Consider the following 17,940-nt stretch of genomic DNA (forward strand, 5'->3'; position numbering starts at 1 on the left):
TTTTAATGATTTTATAAAATCATCAAATAGCTATTTACGAAGTGATTATTAATTCTAAAATAGAAAACGTGTTTTTATTTCACCTGTCCTCTATCTCGCTCCATCACAATTAGATAGGCTTCACGTTGCCAGAATAAAAATAAGCGACGGATATCTTTTTGCATTGTAATTACGCGCCAGCCTTCTTGGGCAATATTATTTAAAAAAGCGGAAAATTTGTCAGCATTTGAATTAGCTGTACCGAAAACTAATGAAGACAAAGCCCCTTCTTGATAAATGACAACTTTATATTCTTTCATTGTTTTTATAGAGTCTAATTAAAATTAAATAAGGAAATAACTTAGATCTGTTTGTCTAGGTTCTTAAGCATTTCGATAATCGGTCTGTTAGCATCTGGAAATTCATCTGCATTTAGATCTTCCTGATCTATCCAACGGCTTGGTTGTCCTTCTTTTGCAAAAGGAACACCATCCCACTCTTCTACTAGGTAAGCATGAATAGTGATATCACGATCATCATAACTATGTTCAAAAGTTTTTAAAAATTGTGATTGATGAATATGAATATCAACTTCTTCTGCTATTTCACGCTCTAAAGTTTGATAAGGTGTTTCGCCGGCTTCGATTTTTCCCCCAGGAAATTCCCAAAAACCAGCAAGATGAGAGTCTTCACCGCGTTGGGTGATAAAGATTTGGCAATCTTGCGAACGAATGATACCTACAGCAATTTCAGTATGTTTTCTCATGATCCAATTTGTATGTGATTAAAGTTTGGGAAAGCAACTGCTTTCCCATTTGTTTTTTACCTTAATTGGTTATTTAAACATCAATGATTATTTATCATACTAAATTTTTGATTTAATTAACAGCACCATGACAATATTTATATTTTTTGCCTGATCCACAAGGACAAGGATCGTTACGTCCAACTTTTGCCTGAGCACGTACAACAGGTTGTTGTGAGTTTGCTGATTGTTCATCATTGCCCATGCCACCCATTGATTCATGATTAGCTTGCTGCTTAGCCATTAATTTTTCGACTTCAGCTTGGCGTTGGCGTTCTGCTTCTTCAACTTCCTCTTGTGAACGAATTTGTACTCGGCTTAATATACCAATTACGTCATATTTCAATGTATCTAACATGCTTGCAAACATGTTGAAAGATTCTCGTTTATATTCTTGTTTAGGATCTTTCTGTGCATAGCCTCGTAAGTGAATACCTTGGCGTAAGTAGTCCATTGCTGCTAAATGTTCTTTCCACAATGTATCAAGTGTTTGCAACATAACACTTTTTTCAAACTGTCTGAAGGCTTCAGAACCCGCAATATTTTCTTTCTCAAGATATTTATTTTGTGCAAGTTGTATAATACGTTCACGTAAGGTTTCTTCATGAAGATTTTGTTCTTCATCAAGCCATTTTGCAATTGGTAAATCTAAATCAAAGTCACTTTTTAATGCTGCTTCAAGTCCAGGAATATCCCACATTTCTTCAATAGATTGTGGTGGAATATATTGATCAATAACAGTGGTAAATACATCTCCATGTATAGAATCAATAGTTTCTTTGATATCTGCGTTATCTAATAAATCATTACGTTGGCTATATATAGCTTTACGTTGATCATTTGCAACATCATCATATTCAAGTAATTGTTTACGAATATCGAAATTGCGGCTTTCAACTTTTTTCTGAGCATTAGCAATAGCTTTAGTGATCCATGGATGTTCGATTGCTTCACCTTCTTTCATACCCAATTTACGCATCATGTTACCAACACGCTCTGATGCAAAAATACGCATAAGTGGATCTTCTAATGATAAGTAAAAACGTGAAACACCTGGATCACCTTGACGGCCAGCACGTCCACGTAATTGGTTATCAATACGACGAGATTCATGACGTTCAGTACCTAAAATATAAAGCCCACCAAGTTGAATGACTTCTTCATGTTTAACTTGCCATGCTTGTTTAGCTTTCTGGATATCGTCATCAGTTGGATTTTCTAATTTCGAAACTTCACTTTGCCAATTACCACCAAGCATAATATCGGTACCACGACCTGCCATATTTGTTGCAATAGTTACAGCGCCTTTACTACCTGCATCAGCAATAATTTCAGCTTCTTGAGCATGGAATTTAGCATTAAGTACATTATGTTTAATCCCTGCTTTTTTAAATGCATGAGAGACAAGTTCAGATTTCTCAATTGAAGCAGTACCTACTAAGACTGGCTGTCCTCGTTTGACACAATCTTGCACATCAGCAACGATAGCATTAATTTTCTCTTTTTCTGTCATATAGACAAGATCAGGTAAATCTTTCCTAACCATTGGGCGGTTGGTTGGAATAACAATGGTATCTAAGCCATAGATTTGGTTAAATTCAAAGGCTTCAGTATCAGCTGTACCGGTCATGCCAGCTAATTTTTCGTATAAACGGAAATAATTCTGGAAGGTAATAGAAGCTAACGTTTGATTTTCATTTTGAATTTTTACATGTTCTTTAGCTTCTACTGCTTGATGTAAACCATCTGACCAACGGCGACCATCCATTGTACGGCCTGTATGTTCATCGACGATAATGATTTCATTATCCCTAACAATATAATCTACGTCACGGTGGAATAAATGATGAGCTCGAAGAGCTGCATTGACATGGTGCATCAACACAATATTACTTGGTGCATAAAGTGATTCATCACCTTTCATAATTCCTTGTTTTATTAATAGTTCTTCAACTTTAATTAAACCTCGTTCAGTAAGATTTACTTGGCGTGATTTTTCATCAATTGAGAAATCTCCATCTCCTTGAAATTGCTCTGAATCTTCTTTTTCTTGTTTAATAAGATGAGGGATGATTTTATCAATACTGATATATTTATCTGAACTATCTTCAGCCTGACCTGAGATGATTAATGGAGTTCTTGCTTCATCTATTAAAATTGAGTCAACCTCATCGACTAAAGCATAGTGTAGCGGTCGTTGAACACGTGATTCTTTGTTAAACACCATATTATCGCGTAGATAATCAAATCCATATTCATTATTCGTACCATAAGTGATATCAGCATTATAAGCATCACGTTTTATTTCTGGAGGCATGTTAGGTAAATTGATACCGACTGTTAAGCCCAAAAATTCAAATAGAGGGCGGTTATTTTCTGCATCACGCTGAGCTAAATAATCATTTACAGTTACAACATGTACACCTTTACCGGTTAATGCATTTAAATAGGCAGGTAATGTAGCTGTTAATGTTTTACCTTCACCAGTACGCATCTCGGCAATACAGCGCTCATTTAGCACCATGCCCCCAATGAGTTGGACATCAAAATGGCGCATACCAAATACACGCTTACTTGCTTCACGAACTACTGCAAATGCTTCTTCTAATATGTCATCTAACTTAGTACCATTTGCAATCTTCTGCTTAAATTCATTGGTTTTTGCTTTAAGTTCATCATCGGTTAGCGCTTCCATAGATGGTTCAAGAGCATTAATATTTTCAACACGTTTACGCATAGATCTTAGAACGCGTTCATTACGGCTACCAAATACTTTTGTTAATAATTTTAATAACATAACTGTTCTCTTATTCTTTTTTTATAATGGGACTAATAAGGAATAAACCTTATTTAATAAATTAATTTAATTATATAAAAACACGTTAAGCAGTAGCTTGAGGACCCGCTCTTATTCCATTATATGGTGATAATCGAATAACGGTATTTGGAGTAACTTCATCATAATTGAGTGAGATAATTTGCTTATCGTAATGCTCTTCTTTTAACAAAGATGAAGTTTGAGATTTTGTTCTTATTGGTGCTTGGTGATCTTGTACTATTGCTGTTATAGCAATAATACCAACCTGTGTAGAAGATGATTGAACTGGTAATGCATTTTCCTCATATAAACCGAACCCAGCAGCGATTACACCTAATAATAAGTGCGATAAGGCTGTTTTGATGATGAGGCGTTTACTAATTTGTTGCCAGTAGTTAATCAAGGTCATAACAATAATATCTTAGCATTTTTTGCCAAAATGAAAAACTATTATTATTTATTAGTAAATGTATTAAATTTTATTATGTTATTTATTAAAAAATACCCACGATCTTTTTTTGAAAGTGGGTAATTTATTTCATTATTCTTTAACCATTAATTGCCCCATCATACCCAGCGTTTCATGCTCTACAATATGACAGTGATACATACGTAGTCCCGGCATATTTTGCTGAATTTTAATAACAAGCGTTTCGTGCGGGCGTAAGTTAGTGGTATCTTTCAAAGCAACAAACTCGGGTGTAGTTTTAGTGCCATTTAATTCACGAGATTGCACAATAAATTGCGCTCCATGTATATGGAAATTGTGATCCATATGTGAGTTATTAACAATTGTCCACTCTTCAACATCGTGAAGTTTACTTTCCAAGTCGATTCGTGACATATCATGCCGTTTGCCATTAATTAAAAATAGCATACCACCTCGAGGCTCACTTTTATCCATTACTTCAGTATATTCAAGTGATTTTTTGGCGACGGCTTTGCCTAAAATGGGTACTTGTTTTAGATGCGTTGGTAGAACTGTACTGGCCGTTTGAGTTAACTGGAGCTGTGAAAGAATGATGTTTGGTTCCGGCGGTACATTTCCCATTTTGCCACGATCGTAGCCGATGTTTTGCAGATAAAGACTGGCGGTTTTTTTCGGAACGATAACCACTTCAGCCCGTTCTGCCGGAGTAAGTAATAACGGTTTATTGAGTTGATGCGGCTCGGTAATGAAACCGCCGTCGGTAGCAACTAAAAAGACATCACAATCCGGTATTGATAGATTTAAATATCGGCCTGAACACGCATTCCAGATTCTGACTCGTGTTGCACCTTCTACTTTTATATTGGGTTGGTAAGCGCCATTGATCAACACAAATTGTCCTTCCCGACCATTCATCCAGTCGGTCATGGAATTTTCGGCGATTTCGCCGTTTTCAGTTAATTTTAAGTCAGAAAAGAACCAATGTTGCTCCGGTAGCGAAGCAAGTGGATCATTTTTACTGCGCACAATAAAGGTACCGGCTAAACCACGAAATACTTGCTCTGCAACGGTATTATGTCCATGTGGGTGATACCAATAGGTTCCGGCAGTGCCTTCTGGAATGGTAAATTCATAAACTCTGCTGCCACCTGCCGGAATAGCATCTTGCGGGTTGCCGTCTTGATCTGAAGGAATCAGCAAACCATGCCAATGAACGGTTGTTGGCTGTGAGAGATCATTTTTAACGGTTATTTTAACATGATCGCCTTCAAATACTTCGATTTTCGGACCAGGAATCATGCCATTATATGCCCAAAATTCGGTGGTAATTTCCGGTGTTAAGGCTATTTTAACCGGTTTTAAATGTAGCGTTGCTTCAAATACGCCAGCTTGGGTGCTGGTATTTTTTAAATTAGTTAACTTGGGTAAGTTTTTACCGTGTGGTAGCGCTGTAGTCGATAACAGTTTTTGTGGCATGTTGTTATTCATGTTCATATTCATATTCATATGATCGTGCATGTTGTCCCCCTTATCACAATTATCAGATTTAACATCACAAACCATGTCAGACATTGGTGAATTATCCAATTTGGCTATGGCTTTAGTTGCAATTAAACCACCGACAGCAGCGGTAATATTCATTATAAAATTTCGGCGTTTCATAGTATTCCTATAATTATTTATTACGTTAAACAATAACCTGCATACAACCGTCAAGACTATAAAAAGTGAGATTGTGTTATTGATTTCCAGTACTTATTACTAATATTTAACTGCGTAAATTAGATAAATTTTGGTGGCTTTAACTCAGGAATAAATTCTTTATATTCAGGAATAAATTTAGTAAGTAGATATTGTTCACTATGAATCGGATAATCAAAATTAACAATATAATTAGTTATAATTGTACTGCAAGTGGCACAATGATTAACCGATTTACCAATAAAAGATTTTGTTGATTTAGAAGTCGGCAAATCTGTATTTGCATAATTAAGATTTGCGTTCACCTGAGATGATATTAAATTTGGTGAATGATGATCTGAACAAGGTTTAGATATAATTAGAGAAAAATGCCCAATAGAAGAAAAAAGCAAAAATATTGCCAATATAATTAAAATATAAAATTGCTTCTTGTTAACGATTTGCGACATTATTCATCACACAATTAATCTCCTCGAATCCATTTTACTAAAAATAGCAGCAAATTTATACAGTTTTAACTCTTGATATAAAAATTTGATTTTAATACCAAGGAATTAAAGCTGTTCAAACGTTTAATGATAAATATCACTTACTCATTTATTTGTTATAATCATAAAATAAATAAGCCAAATATAAATGGTTCTGGTATCATATTTGCATAAAAATAATATTCTGATTAAAAACGATATGAAAATTCTTTACGGAGTTCAAGGAACAGGAAATGGCCACATCAGTCGTAGTAGAACTTTAGCGAAAGCTCTAAAAAAGGCTGGTGCTGATGTTGATTACATTTTCAGTGGTCGTGATCCTAAAGATTATTTTGATATGCAGGCCTTTGGCAATTATCGAACATTTAGCGGTCTATCTTTTGCAACACATAATGGAAAAATTAATTATCGAAAAACTATCCAAAAAATTCGCGCCTTTAGGTTAATTAAAGATGTTCGTGATCTCGATTTATCAAAATATGATTGCATTATTAGTGATTTTGAGCCAGTAAGTGCATGGGCTGCACATTATCAAAATCGAGAATGTTTAGGGATTAGTAACCAATCTGTCTGCCATTACCTTAAGCCAAAAGAATACGGCATGATAGCCAATGTTATTATGAAATATTATGCACCTGTTACAAAACCAATTGGCTTACATTGGTTTCACTTTGGCCATAAACTAATTCCACCAATGATTGATTCATTTGAAACTGTACCAACTGAAGATGGTAAAATTGTTGTGTATTTACCTTTTGAAGATTTAAATGAAATTGCAGAATTAGTTACTCAATTTCCACAATATCAATTTTGTTGTTTCCATCCCGATGTAAAACAAGTTACAGAGCGTAAGAATTTATTATTACAACCGTTAAGCCGAGATAATTTTACGCAAGCTTTGCTTAGTTGTTCTGGGATTATTTCAAATACTGGATTTGCATTAATATCTGAAGCGTTATCTTTAGGGAAGAAGATTCTAACTAAGCCAGTAGCAGGTCAATTTGAACAAGTTTATAATGCTCAATGTTTGCAATCTTTGGATATGGCAACTGTGATGGAAAATCTAAATAGCATGAAGCTTAAATATTGGGTTAGCTTGCCTTCTCCCAAACCAGTTGTTTATCCAGATGTGGCGACCGAGTTAGCTAATTGGATTGTTTCAGGTCAAAAAGAATCATTACTATCTTTAAGTCAAAGACTTTGGCAGCAGACTATATTCCCTGACAATGTGAATGAGCGTATAAAATCCTTAGGGTATGTGTAAAGGAACTAATATGATATTAAGTATTATTGTTGCCATGGCGGATAATCAAGTTATTGGGTTAAATAATCAAATGCCGTGGCATATGCCAGCAGATTTAGCATGGTTTAAAAAAAACACATTAAATAAGCCAGTTATTATGGGGCGAAAAACGTTTGAGTCTATTGGTAGACCATTGCCTAATCGCCATAACATTGTAATTAGTCGTCAAGCTGATAACAAAGCTTCAATAAACTCTGATGTTAGCTGGGTTCAATCGGTTGATGAAGCAATATCGTTGCTCAATGAACAGTCGGTTGAAGAGGCATTTTTTATAGGTGGGGGTAATATATATAGTCAGGTATTACCTTTAGTTAATCGTCTTTACTTAACTCATATTGATGCTCAATTACAAGGTGATACTTATTTTCCGGATTATTCTCAAATAGCATGGCGACAAATTCACTCAGAACAACATAAAGCTGATGAAAAAAATCAATATGATTATCAATTTGAGATTCTAGAAAAAACGAATCAATCAAAATAAATGAGTTGCCACCTAGAATTAGTGGCAACTTAATCAATAGCTACCCTTGAAACCGTTTTGCCTCAATTACATCTGGAAGCTGTTTAATTTTGTTTAATACTCTTTCTAGTGAATCTTGATCAAAAATTTGCATATCCATATCAATAGTCGCAATTTGTTGTTTCATTTCAATTCGGCTTGAGACACCTAAAACATTTACTTTCTCGTTAGCCAATATAGTGGTGATATCTCGCAATAAACCACTCCTGTCGTTAGCTATGATTCTAACAACCATTGTATAACTTGAATTGTGATTGCCACTCCATATAGCGCTAGTAATGCGCTCTGGAGCATGATTTTTTAACTCTTGCAATTGTTCACAGTCAGCTCGATGAATAGAAATACCTCGTCCTTGTGTTACAAAGCCAACAATCGGATCGCCAGGAATAGGTCGACAGCAATTAGCAATGGTGTAAAGTAAATTGTCGACACCTTCAATAATAATTTCACCACCTTTTATAGCGGTCGATTTTCCTGTATTTTTAGCTTGAGATGTTGATTTTTGGGTAATTTGTTTTAGAACAGCTTCATCTTCTTCTTCAGCTGTCGGTTTATTAAATTGGGCATTAATGAAGTTAACTAGTTGATTAATCCTAACATCACCACTACCTATCCCAGCAAGTACCTCATCAAAAGAGTGGGCATTGTATTTACTAATAAGAATTTTTTCGACACTTTTTAAGCTAATATTTAATGGCTCTAGCTCGTTTTCTAAAATTTGTTGTCCGGCAGCAATATTTTTATCTCTATCTTGCTTTTTGAACCAAGCTTGTATTTTTGCTCGAGCGCGACTGCTATTAACAAACCCCGTATTAGGATTTAACCAGTCACGACTTGGATTTGGTTGTTTCTGAGTAATAATTTCAACTTGATCGCCAGTTTTCAAAATATAAGTGAACGGAACTATACGACCACCCACTTTGGCGCCAATACAACGATGTCCAACATCACTATGAATATGATATGCAAAATCTAAAGGGGTTGAACCAGTTGGTAAATCGACTACATCACCTTTAGGCGTAAATACATAAACCCGGTCATCAAAAATTTGGCTACGGACGGTTTCTTGAATTTCGCCACTTTCGGACATTTCTTGTTGCCATGTTAATAACTTACGCAACCAAGAAATTCGTTGATCGTAAGCTGTCATCTTATCCGTACTGCCTTCTTTATATTTCCAGTGTGCGGCTACACCTAATTCAGCATCATTGTGCATTTGTTCAGTACGGATTTGAATTTCAATAGTTTTATCTTGTGGACCATAAACAACCGTATGGATCGATTGATAGCCATTGGGTTTAGGGTTAGCCACATAGTCATCAAATTCTTTAGCTATATGTTTATAATGGCTATGCACAATACCTAATGCATTGTAGCAATCTTCAATTCGGTCACAAATTATACGCACAGCTCGAATATCATATAATTCTTCAAATTGTAGATGTTTGCGTTCCATTTTTCGCCATATACTATAGATATGTTTTGGACGACCATAAACTTCAGCACGAATATGATCTTTATTCATCATATCCTGTAAATTCTTAACAAATTGATTAATGTATGATTCACGATCCAATCGTTTTTCATGTAACTTATGAGCAATGAAACGATATTGATCTGGATGTAAATAACGGAAACAAAAATCTTCAAGTTCCCATTTTAATTGCCCAATTCCTAATCGATTGGCTAGAGGAGCATAGATATTAAAGCACTCTTTAGCTGCAAGGACTTGATCTTCTTTTGGGGCATTCATTAGATTACGTAAATAAGTAATACGCTCTGCTAATTTTATTACCACACTACGGAAATCATTTACCATAGCCAATAACATACGACGAATACTGTCAATTTGCTCAGTAGTTGCATGTCCATTACGGATGGCTCGTAGTTGCCTGATATCCTTCATTTTGATAACACTGGAAAGGATGTGAATAATGTCGCGATCGAAATTTTCAGGCAGATCTTCACGGCGGATAATTTTAGTATCAAGGAATGGCAGTAAAAGGGCTGTACATAAACTGTTAATGTCCATGTTCAAGGTTGATAAAATCTCAACCATCTCAATTGCATTTTGGAAGCAGTAGGTTTGTTCAGGCGCACCAGCACTGTGTTCAAAACAAAAATCCCAGATATCCTTAAACTTTTGATAGGATTCAAAATTGGTTAATAAAAGTTCATGTTTAGCCCATTGTTCAACATCAAACTGTGTTAGAGTATAATGCTCGTCATTTTGTTGATGGGCGCCTCTAATTGATACCATAATTATTACCCTGATCTGGTTAACATCAACATTGATTCAATATGCTTAGTTTGTGGAAACATATCCAAAATAGCAATCTTTGCAATATTGTATCCTTCCTCAATAAAGAGTTTGCAGTCCCTAGCTAATGTAGCAGGATTACATGAAATATAAACTATTTTTGATGGTGATAATTTAACAATTTCTGCTGTAGCATTATAAGCGCCTGCTCTTGCAGGATCTAATAATACTTTGTCAAATACTGTTTGATTCCATATCGAAAATTGTTGTTTATCTTCTAAATTACAGGTAAAAAATTGGGTTTTAGCCTGAATTTTATCTTGATTTAAGTTGGCATTAAGTTTAGCTTTTTCGACTAATTCCTCTACGCCTTCAACACCGGTAATAGATTGGCAATATTTTGCTATAGGTAATGAAAAGTTGCCCATGCCGCAAAATAGGTCAAGTATTTTGTCATTTGATGATATATCTAACCATTCAAGTGCTTTATTTACCATCTTTTGATTAATCTGGTTATTTACCTGAATAAAATCGAGTGGGCTAAAGGTTAGTTTTAATTGATCGATAAGGTAGTAATGTTCTTTATTGCCAAAAACATGAACCAGATTATCACCATGTAAATAGAGTGATATGTTATGAATTTCAGCAAACTGTTTTAATAAATGACTATCTTGCTCAGTCAATAGCTCAGTATGCCTTAACACTATAATTATTCCACTATCAACTGCAATTAATTCAATATGGCCAAGTGCTTTTTTCTGTTTGATTTGTCTTAAGCAAGATTGTAATGGAATGAGTAAATCATCTAGCTGTTCAACTAATACTGGGCAGTGGTCAATATTTATAATTTTGTTCGATTCGGATTGCCTGAAACCAATAAGTAATTCACCTTTGAAGAAATTAATTGATAACCGAGCACGTCTACGATAATGATAGGGTTGATCAGCAATGATATTAGGAGCATCATCTTCCAACAAAGCCCCAGTTTCTTTTTGTATTAGCTTAATTAGTGCTTCATATTTTGCTTGTTGTTGTAGATCTGGCGAAATATGTTGTAATTCACAGCCACCGCATTGGGTAAAATACTTACATTGTGGTTTAACCCGATATTGACTGTAATTATGGTACTTTATTACTTTGGCTTTAGCGTAATTTTTTTTATCTTCGGTTAATTGAATATCGACGGTCTCGTCCGGCAAGGTTGATTTGATAAAGATTGTTTTACCTTTATGATTTGCTACCCCTTGTCCAAAGGCATCTAATTTTGTAACTGTAACTGTCAGTTTTTGAGAGGGTAGTTTTTTTTTCGGAGGAGTATAAAAATTGACCATATTAATAAATCGATATTATGTTAACCGTTTCAATAACTCTGTTTTAACATGCAAGGGTACTAAATTGGATATATCACCACCATGGTAAGCAACGTCTTTAACGATGGTAGATGAAATAAATCCCATTGCAATTGAAGGCATTAAAAAGATGGTGTCTAAATCTGGTTTTAATGCTCGATTCATTTCTGCGAGTTGTCTTTCATATTCAAAATCAAGAGTTGTTCTCACACCTCTAACAATAACTGTTGCTCCGTGTTTCTGGGCAAAGTCAGCCATAAGATTATCAAAGCCAATCACTTCAACATTCAGTAAATGTTCCACTGGTGTTGAGGCTAAGTTAACTCTTTCCTCTAAAGTAAATAGCGTTTTTTTATTAGGGCTTTCCGCTATTGCGACAATCAAACGAGGAAAAAGTTGGGATGCACGGGTAATCAGATCAATGTGACCATTAGTAATTGGATCGAATGTTCCCGGAAAAATAGCCGTGAGATTTTTACTTTTCATTTATCTTATCCATTAGCGAATAGGAGAATATGATACCTAATTTTGACTTGGATTGTTAGTTTAACCGTACAAAATCTTCGTTTTTTATGTTCAAAAACCCCGTTCCTCAACTTTTTTTATTATCATAAATCTATTTGAGGTATGGTTAAACTTGTAGAATTTTTATTATTGATGAAATTATTTATTTTTCATCAATAATAAAAAGAGAAATTTATCAGCTTATAAAAAACTGATAGGTAATTTGGTAATGGTAAGTTTGTCCCGGTTCTAAGAAGCAGCTTGGTTGTGGCCATGTCAGATGATGAGGGCTATCGGGTAAAAACTGTGCTTCTAATGCTACTCCTGCAAAATTAGCATATTTACCATTGTGACGATTTGGTGTGTTGGCTAAAAAGTTACCAGTATAGACTTGTAGGGCAGGATAAGACGTTGTTACGTCCATTGTCACTTTTTTGTCTGATGATACAAGTTGAGCTGCAACTGGTTTTGATTTATCTAATAAGTAAGCGTGGTCATAACCGCCTGTAATTTTTCGTGCTGGGCTAGTTAGCAAATTATCGGATAGAACTCGTAACTGTCTTAAATCCATATCGTCTTGAGTAACATCAAGCAAATCATTGCATGGAATACCATTGGCATCGACAGGTAAGTAATAGTTAGCATTTACTTTTAAACTGTGTGCAAGTATATCATTAGTTTCACCATCTAAATTAAAATAGGCATGGTTAGTTAAGTTAACTGGCGTACACTTGGTTGTGCTCGCATTATATTCGACGATGACTTGATTATCGTCAGTTAATGTATAACTAGCGGTAACTTTAAGTTCGCCAGGAAAGCCTTGGTCACCATCTGGAGAAATTAATCCAAATGTAACTTGTTGTTCCGATTGTGATTCAATTTTCCATATTTTTTTATCAAAGCCTGATTTGCCACCATGTAACTGATTAACGCCTTGATTGGCAATAAGCTGATAATGTTTTCCTGCTATATCTATTTCAGCATTTGCAATGCGATTGGCATATCGTCCAACAGTAGCGCCTAAATATGCATCTTGTTGTTCGTATTGTTCGAATGATTGGCAACCAAGTATTAGTTCTCGGTTTTCTCCTTCAACTTGCATGGTACAAGAAAGCCAAGTTGCGCCCCAATTGGACAATTTAATTTTCATGCCTTGGCTATTTTTAAGGGTGATAATTTGTTTTACAGACATAATTTATGAGCCCCTTCACTTGGCTGACAGATATAAAAATCTTCCTTAATATTAAATTTCTTATGATAGTTTTGGTTAACCACATCTTTTACCTCATCAACTTTGTTCTTAGGAACTAAGGCAACAACACAACCACCAAAACCACCACCCGTCATCCGTACACCACCTTCATTTCCAATAACGTCTTGTATAATTTTAACCAGGTAGTCTATTGCAGGTACTGTGATTTCAAAATCATCGCGCATCGAATTGTGGCTTTCAGCCATTAATTTTGAGAGTAATGGATAATCTTCATTAGCAAGCGCATAAGCGGCTTTAAGTGTACGTTCATTTTCGGTAATGACATGATGAGCACGTTTAAATACTAGCGGATCGAGTGAGGATTTGATCTGTAGTAAATCAACCAATGATGCATCACGAAGGGCATTTACACCTAGCGCTTTGGCTGCGGCTTCGCATTGCTTACGACGAGTATTATATTCGCTATCAACTAATCCACGTTTAATGTTGGAATTAATGATTACAACTGCTAGATCTTTGGGGATAGAAATAGGTAATGCTTCTAATGATCGGCAATCAATTAATAAAGCATGTTGTGCTTGGCCAAGCGCGGATATTAATTGATCCATTATGCCACAGTTGCACCCAACATATTTGTTTTCTGCCTCTTGACCGATTAAGGCTATTTTTTTGCCATCAAAAGGTAGATCGTAAAGCACCTGAAACATTTTACCAATTGCAACTTCAAGTGAAGCTGATGAACTTAATCCTGCACCTTGTGGCACGTTACCACTGATAGCTAAATCAACACCTCTAATATCTTCTGAATATTTTACGATATATTGAATTACACCTCGGACATAATTCGCCCATTGGTAATTTGGATGTTTTTCAATTGAAGGATTAAGTAAAAATTGATCCTGTTCATTATTATAATCAACCGCTATTACCCTAACTAAGTTGTCAGAACGTTTGTGACAGCTAATTACAGTTTCATAATTGATGGCACAAGGTAATACAAAACCATCATTGTAATCTGTGTGCTCGCCTATCAAGTTTACTCTGCCCGGTGCTTGTACAATGGTATCGGGTTTATAACCAAATTGATCCTCAAATGCTTGCGCGGTTTTATTGATTAATGCTTTCATTTATTTATCCTTCTTATCTTTATAATGCACATCACTAACGTTGCGCAGTCTTTCGGCTGCTTGCTCTGGCGTTAAATCTCTTTGCACTTCAGCTAACATTTCATAACCTACCATGAATTTTTTTACGGTAGCTGAACGTAATAGCGGAGGATAAAAATGGGCGTGTACTTGCCAATAATCAGTATTTCCTTCCACAAACGGTGCACCATGCCATCCCATAGAGTAGGGGAAAGAGCAATTGAATAAATTATCATAATGACAGGTCAGTTTTTTTAATGCTAAGGCCAAATCTTTTTGCTCAGATTGGTTAAGCATTGTTAATCTAGCAATATGTTTCTTTGGCAATAGTAGGGTTTCAAATGGCCAAATAGCCCAAAAAGGAACGACTGCTAACCAATGTTCTGTTTCTACCACAATGCGTTCTTTATTGGTCAACTCTTTTTCTACATAGTCTACTAATAAATTTCGTCCATTTTTTTGAAAATAGTTGCGCATATTGAGATCTTCTCGCGCTATTTCATTAGGGATAAAACTATTAGCCCAAACTTGTCCGTGCGGATGAGGGTTTGAACAGCCCATTGCTGCCCCTTTGTTTTCAAAAACTTGTACCCAAGGGTACTTTTTTCCTAGTTCTTGTTGCTGGGTGATCCAAGTTTTTATCACCGTTTCAATTGCAGGTAAATCAAGTTCAGGTAGAGTTTTACTGTGATCTGGTGAAAAACAGATAACTCGGCTTGTTCCTCTGGCACTTTGGATTTGAAATAGAGGATCGTTACTATCGGGTGAATTAGGCGTATCTTCCATTAATGCAGCAAAATCATTCGTGAAAACGTACGTTCCAGTGTAGTTAGGATTTATATCGCCAGTGACACGTTTATTGCCCGGACATAAATAACAATTAGGATCATAATGGGGTTTCTGTTCTTCATTTAAGGTTTCTTGTTGACCTTGCCAAGGGCGTTTTGCTCTGTGGGGCGAAACTAACACCCATTGTGCGGTCAATGGGTTATATCGGCGATGAGGATGATCAACTGGGTTAAAAATATCCATATTTGCCTCTTTAATTATAGTTTTACTGCGATTTTGGTGTAAACATTACTTTAATCAGGATAACCTTGCGGATTCTTTGATTGCCAATTCCATGAATCTTTTACCATATCATCAAGGGTTAACTTTGTTTTCCAACCTAATTGTTGTTCAGCTTTTTTAGCGTCAGCCCAAAATGCAGGTAGATCACCGGCTCGCCTTGGTGCGAAATGCCAATTAAGTGATTTTCCTGATGCCTTTTCAAAGGCTTTAATCACTTGCAGTACACTGAAACCTACACCAGAACCTAAATTATAGATATGAACTCCAGCTTTATTTCTATCAGTTTTAAGTGCTGCAATATGACCATCTGCTAAATCCACAACGTGAATAAAGTCACGCACACATGTGCCATCAACTGTTGGGTAATCATTACCAAATACAGATAGCGATTCTCGTTTACCTATCGCAACTTGGGTAATGAAAGGCATCAGATTATTGGGCACGCCAAGCGGATCTTCTCCCATTAAACCGCTAGGATGAGCACCTACAGGATTGAAATATCGCAGTAAAGTTAAGGACCAATCACGTTCAGCAATAGCTAAATCCATCATACATTGTTCAACCATAAGCTTACTTTTTCCATACGGGCTAGTTGGTAAACCTTGTGGTAATGTTTCGACGTAAGGAACTGGCGCTAGCTCACCATATACGGTAGCTGAAGAACTAAAGACTAATTGTTTAACGCCAGCATCACGCATTGCTTTCATTAAAACAATACTGCCATAAACATTATTTTCATAGTATTCAAGTGGTTTATATACTGATTCACCAACGGCTTTCAATCCTGCAAAATGAATAACAGCTTTAATATCGTGTTCTTTAAAAATTCTTGCAAGCAAATTTCCATCACAAACATCACCATGATAGAAATCGACTGATTTTCCTGTGATGGTTTTTATTCTTTCTAATACTGAGGCTTTACTATTAAATAAATTATCAATAATAATAGGAGTATAGCCAGCAAGAATTAATTGAACACAAGTGTGACTGCCTATATACCCACAACCACCTGTTACTAATATTTTCATTTTGATACCTTAATTTTTTGAATTGTTATTATTTAACTATTCTTCAATTTCAACGTTGCTTTTCTTTTTGAAAAGATCCAAAGGTCCACGTCCTGATAAGGTGAAAGCAGAAATAAGTGTAAAACTTAATGCAATTAAGCCAAGCACTAAATATGCCCCTTCAAATCCAATTTTAACATACATTAAACCAGCAAAGGTGGACATAAACATTATAGATAATTGTTTTGCAAAACAAAAAGCAATTAAGTAAACCGTTGCTGATAATCGAATTGGGAAATGTTTTGTAATATATTTAAATGCACCAACTAACAATAAAGGTGCTTCGAACATATGTAAGGTTTTTAAAATAATAACTTCAACTGCGCTACTAGCAAATGCTGAACCTGTAATACGAATTGACATAATTGCACCAGCAACGAGTAAAGTATTTTTACTTCCGATTTTCATGACAATAATTGGAGCAAAAAACATTACAGTCGCATTTAAAAATTCACCCAGTGTTGTGACGTAGCCAAATGCTTCACGACCAACTTGTTCACTTGAGAAAAATGAGGTGAAGAAGTTAGCAAATTGCTGATCAAATACATCATAAGTACAAGCCACACCAATAATGTAGAGCATAAAATACCAAGTTTTAGGCATTTTAAGTAAATTAACCGCAAGTTTTAAATTAAATGGTTCAGGTTTATTTAGTCCCATTTGGTCGACAACATCTGTGGTTGCTGTTTTAGCTGGATCGGCTATTTTGACTAAAATAAGTAACACTAAGGCAAAGCCAGAACATAACCAAAAAACAGCATTAATATCCTTAGAAATCATGATTCCAACAAATGAAGCACAAATCGCCCAGCCGAAGCAACCAAACATACGGCAACGACCAAATTCAAATCCACTACGTCTACTGATTTTTTCAACCAATGCTTCAATTGCAGGAGCACCACCACTAAAGACCATACCAAGATATAAGCCGCCTGCAGTAGCCCCTAGAGTAACATTTAGTTTAAGTAAAGGACCTAATATAAATATAAAGAATGGTCCAAATAAAACTAAAAGGAAGGTGATAATCCAAAGAAGGTGTTTTCTTAAACCTAACTTATCGGATATCAACCCAAATAACGGCTGAAAGAATAGTGCAAATAATGAGATAAATGAGAAAACATATCCAGTATCCGCTTGATCTAAACCTATCATTTTTAACCAAACTGGGAAAAATGGAAAGTAAGCTCCCATAATGAAAAAATAAAGAAAAAAGTAGAGGCTAAATACCCAATAATTTTTGTTATGCATTGCAGATTTAATTTTCTGATTCATAGTGAATTTCCT

16 protein-coding genes are annotated in these 17,940 nt (G+C 35.5%); 2 read left to right on the forward strand and 14 right to left on the reverse strand.

Annotated elements, in window-relative coordinates:
• Window positions 1–74: 74 nt before the first annotated feature.
• The 6 genes from J3T98_RS06110 to J3T98_RS06135 form a co-directional block, all read right to left on the reverse strand.
• Complete coding sequence (locus J3T98_RS06110) at window positions 75–299, reverse strand: DUF4177 domain-containing protein (RefSeq protein ID WP_065563653.1); 225 nt, start codon at window positions 297–299, stop codon at window positions 75–77.
• Window positions 300–340: 41 nt separating this feature from the next.
• Complete coding sequence (gene mutT / locus J3T98_RS06115) at window positions 341–745, reverse strand: 8-oxo-dGTP diphosphatase MutT (RefSeq protein ID WP_065563652.1); 405 nt, start codon at window positions 743–745, stop codon at window positions 341–343.
• A 112-nt stretch (window positions 746–857) separates the two neighbouring features.
• Window positions 858–3,581: a preprotein translocase subunit SecA gene (gene secA / locus J3T98_RS06120; protein ID WP_267362396.1), complete on the reverse strand. Its 2,724-nt coding sequence runs from the start codon at window positions 3,579–3,581 to the stop codon at window positions 858–860.
• An 85-nt stretch (window positions 3,582–3,666) separates the two neighbouring features.
• Window positions 3,667–4,011, reverse strand: coding sequence for a hypothetical protein (locus tag J3T98_RS06125; RefSeq protein WP_065563650.1), 345 nt, complete (start codon window positions 4,009–4,011; stop codon window positions 3,667–3,669).
• 132 nt (window positions 4,012–4,143) lie between these two features.
• Complete coding sequence (locus J3T98_RS06130; protein ID WP_267362397.1) at window positions 4,144–5,694, reverse strand: multicopper oxidase family protein; 1,551 nt, start codon at window positions 5,692–5,694, stop codon at window positions 4,144–4,146.
• A 119-nt stretch (window positions 5,695–5,813) separates the two neighbouring features.
• Entirely contained in the window at window positions 5,814–6,182 is a 369-nt protein-coding gene (locus tag J3T98_RS06135) for a hypothetical protein (RefSeq protein ID WP_220225675.1), read from the reverse strand.
• A gap of 238 nt (window positions 6,183–6,420) precedes the next feature.
• On the opposite strand from J3T98_RS06135, the gene J3T98_RS06140 reads away from it, so the two are divergent.
• Both J3T98_RS06140 and folA read left to right on the forward strand, forming a co-directional pair.
• Entirely contained in the window at window positions 6,421–7,485 is a 1,065-nt protein-coding gene (locus J3T98_RS06140; RefSeq protein ID WP_220225676.1) for an MJ1255/VC2487 family glycosyltransferase, read from the forward strand.
• A 10-nt stretch (window positions 7,486–7,495) separates the two neighbouring features.
• On the forward strand, window positions 7,496–8,008 hold the full coding sequence (gene folA, locus J3T98_RS06145) for a type 3 dihydrofolate reductase (protein ID WP_220225677.1): 513 nt from the start codon (window positions 7,496–7,498) through the stop codon (window positions 8,006–8,008).
• Window positions 8,009–8,048: 40 nt separating this feature from the next.
• Here the strand turns inward: folA and relA are convergent, their stop codons facing one another.
• The 8 genes from relA to J3T98_RS06185 form a co-directional block, all read right to left on the reverse strand.
• The gene (gene relA, locus J3T98_RS06150) at window positions 8,049–10,307 is read right to left on the reverse strand and encodes a GTP diphosphokinase (protein WP_065563647.1); all 2,259 of its coding nucleotides are present in this window, start codon (window positions 10,305–10,307) and stop codon (window positions 8,049–8,051) included.
• 5 nt (window positions 10,308–10,312) lie between these two features.
• Window positions 10,313–11,638: a 23S rRNA (uracil(1939)-C(5))-methyltransferase RlmD gene (rlmD, locus tag J3T98_RS06155; protein ID WP_267362398.1), complete on the reverse strand. Its 1,326-nt coding sequence runs from the start codon at window positions 11,636–11,638 to the stop codon at window positions 10,313–10,315.
• 15 nt (window positions 11,639–11,653) lie between these two features.
• Window positions 11,654–12,142: a pantetheine-phosphate adenylyltransferase gene (gene coaD, locus J3T98_RS06160; RefSeq protein WP_065563645.1), complete on the reverse strand. Its 489-nt coding sequence runs from the start codon at window positions 12,140–12,142 to the stop codon at window positions 11,654–11,656.
• Between the two features lie 214 nt (window positions 12,143–12,356).
• A complete protein-coding gene (gene galM, locus J3T98_RS06165) occupies window positions 12,357–13,352 on the reverse strand; it encodes a galactose-1-epimerase (RefSeq protein WP_267362399.1) in 996 nt (331 codons plus the stop codon).
• Window positions 13,343–14,500: a galactokinase gene (galK, locus tag J3T98_RS06170; RefSeq protein WP_267331822.1), complete on the reverse strand. Its 1,158-nt coding sequence runs from the start codon at window positions 14,498–14,500 to the stop codon at window positions 13,343–13,345. The genes galM and galK overlap by 10 nt, the downstream gene beginning before the upstream one ends.
• Complete coding sequence (galT, locus tag J3T98_RS06175; RefSeq protein ID WP_065563642.1) at window positions 14,501–15,550, reverse strand: galactose-1-phosphate uridylyltransferase; 1,050 nt, start codon at window positions 15,548–15,550, stop codon at window positions 14,501–14,503.
• Window positions 15,551–15,600: 50 nt separating this feature from the next.
• Window positions 15,601–16,617 (reverse strand): UDP-glucose 4-epimerase GalE, encoded by a 1,017-nt coding sequence (gene galE / locus J3T98_RS06180; RefSeq protein ID WP_267362400.1) that lies wholly within the window; start codon window positions 16,615–16,617, stop codon window positions 15,601–15,603.
• 36 nt (window positions 16,618–16,653) lie between these two features.
• Window positions 16,654–17,928 carry an MFS transporter gene (locus tag J3T98_RS06185; RefSeq protein ID WP_256122109.1) on the reverse strand — a complete coding sequence of 425 codons (1,275 nt, stop codon included), beginning with the start codon at window positions 17,926–17,928 and terminating at the stop codon, window positions 16,654–16,656.
• Window positions 17,929–17,940 lie beyond the last annotated feature (12 nt).

The organism is Gilliamella sp. B2772, assembly GCF_026536985.1.
In the GTDB taxonomy this organism is placed as follows: Bacteria; Pseudomonadota; Gammaproteobacteria; order Enterobacterales; family Orbaceae; genus Gilliamella; species Gilliamella apicola_E.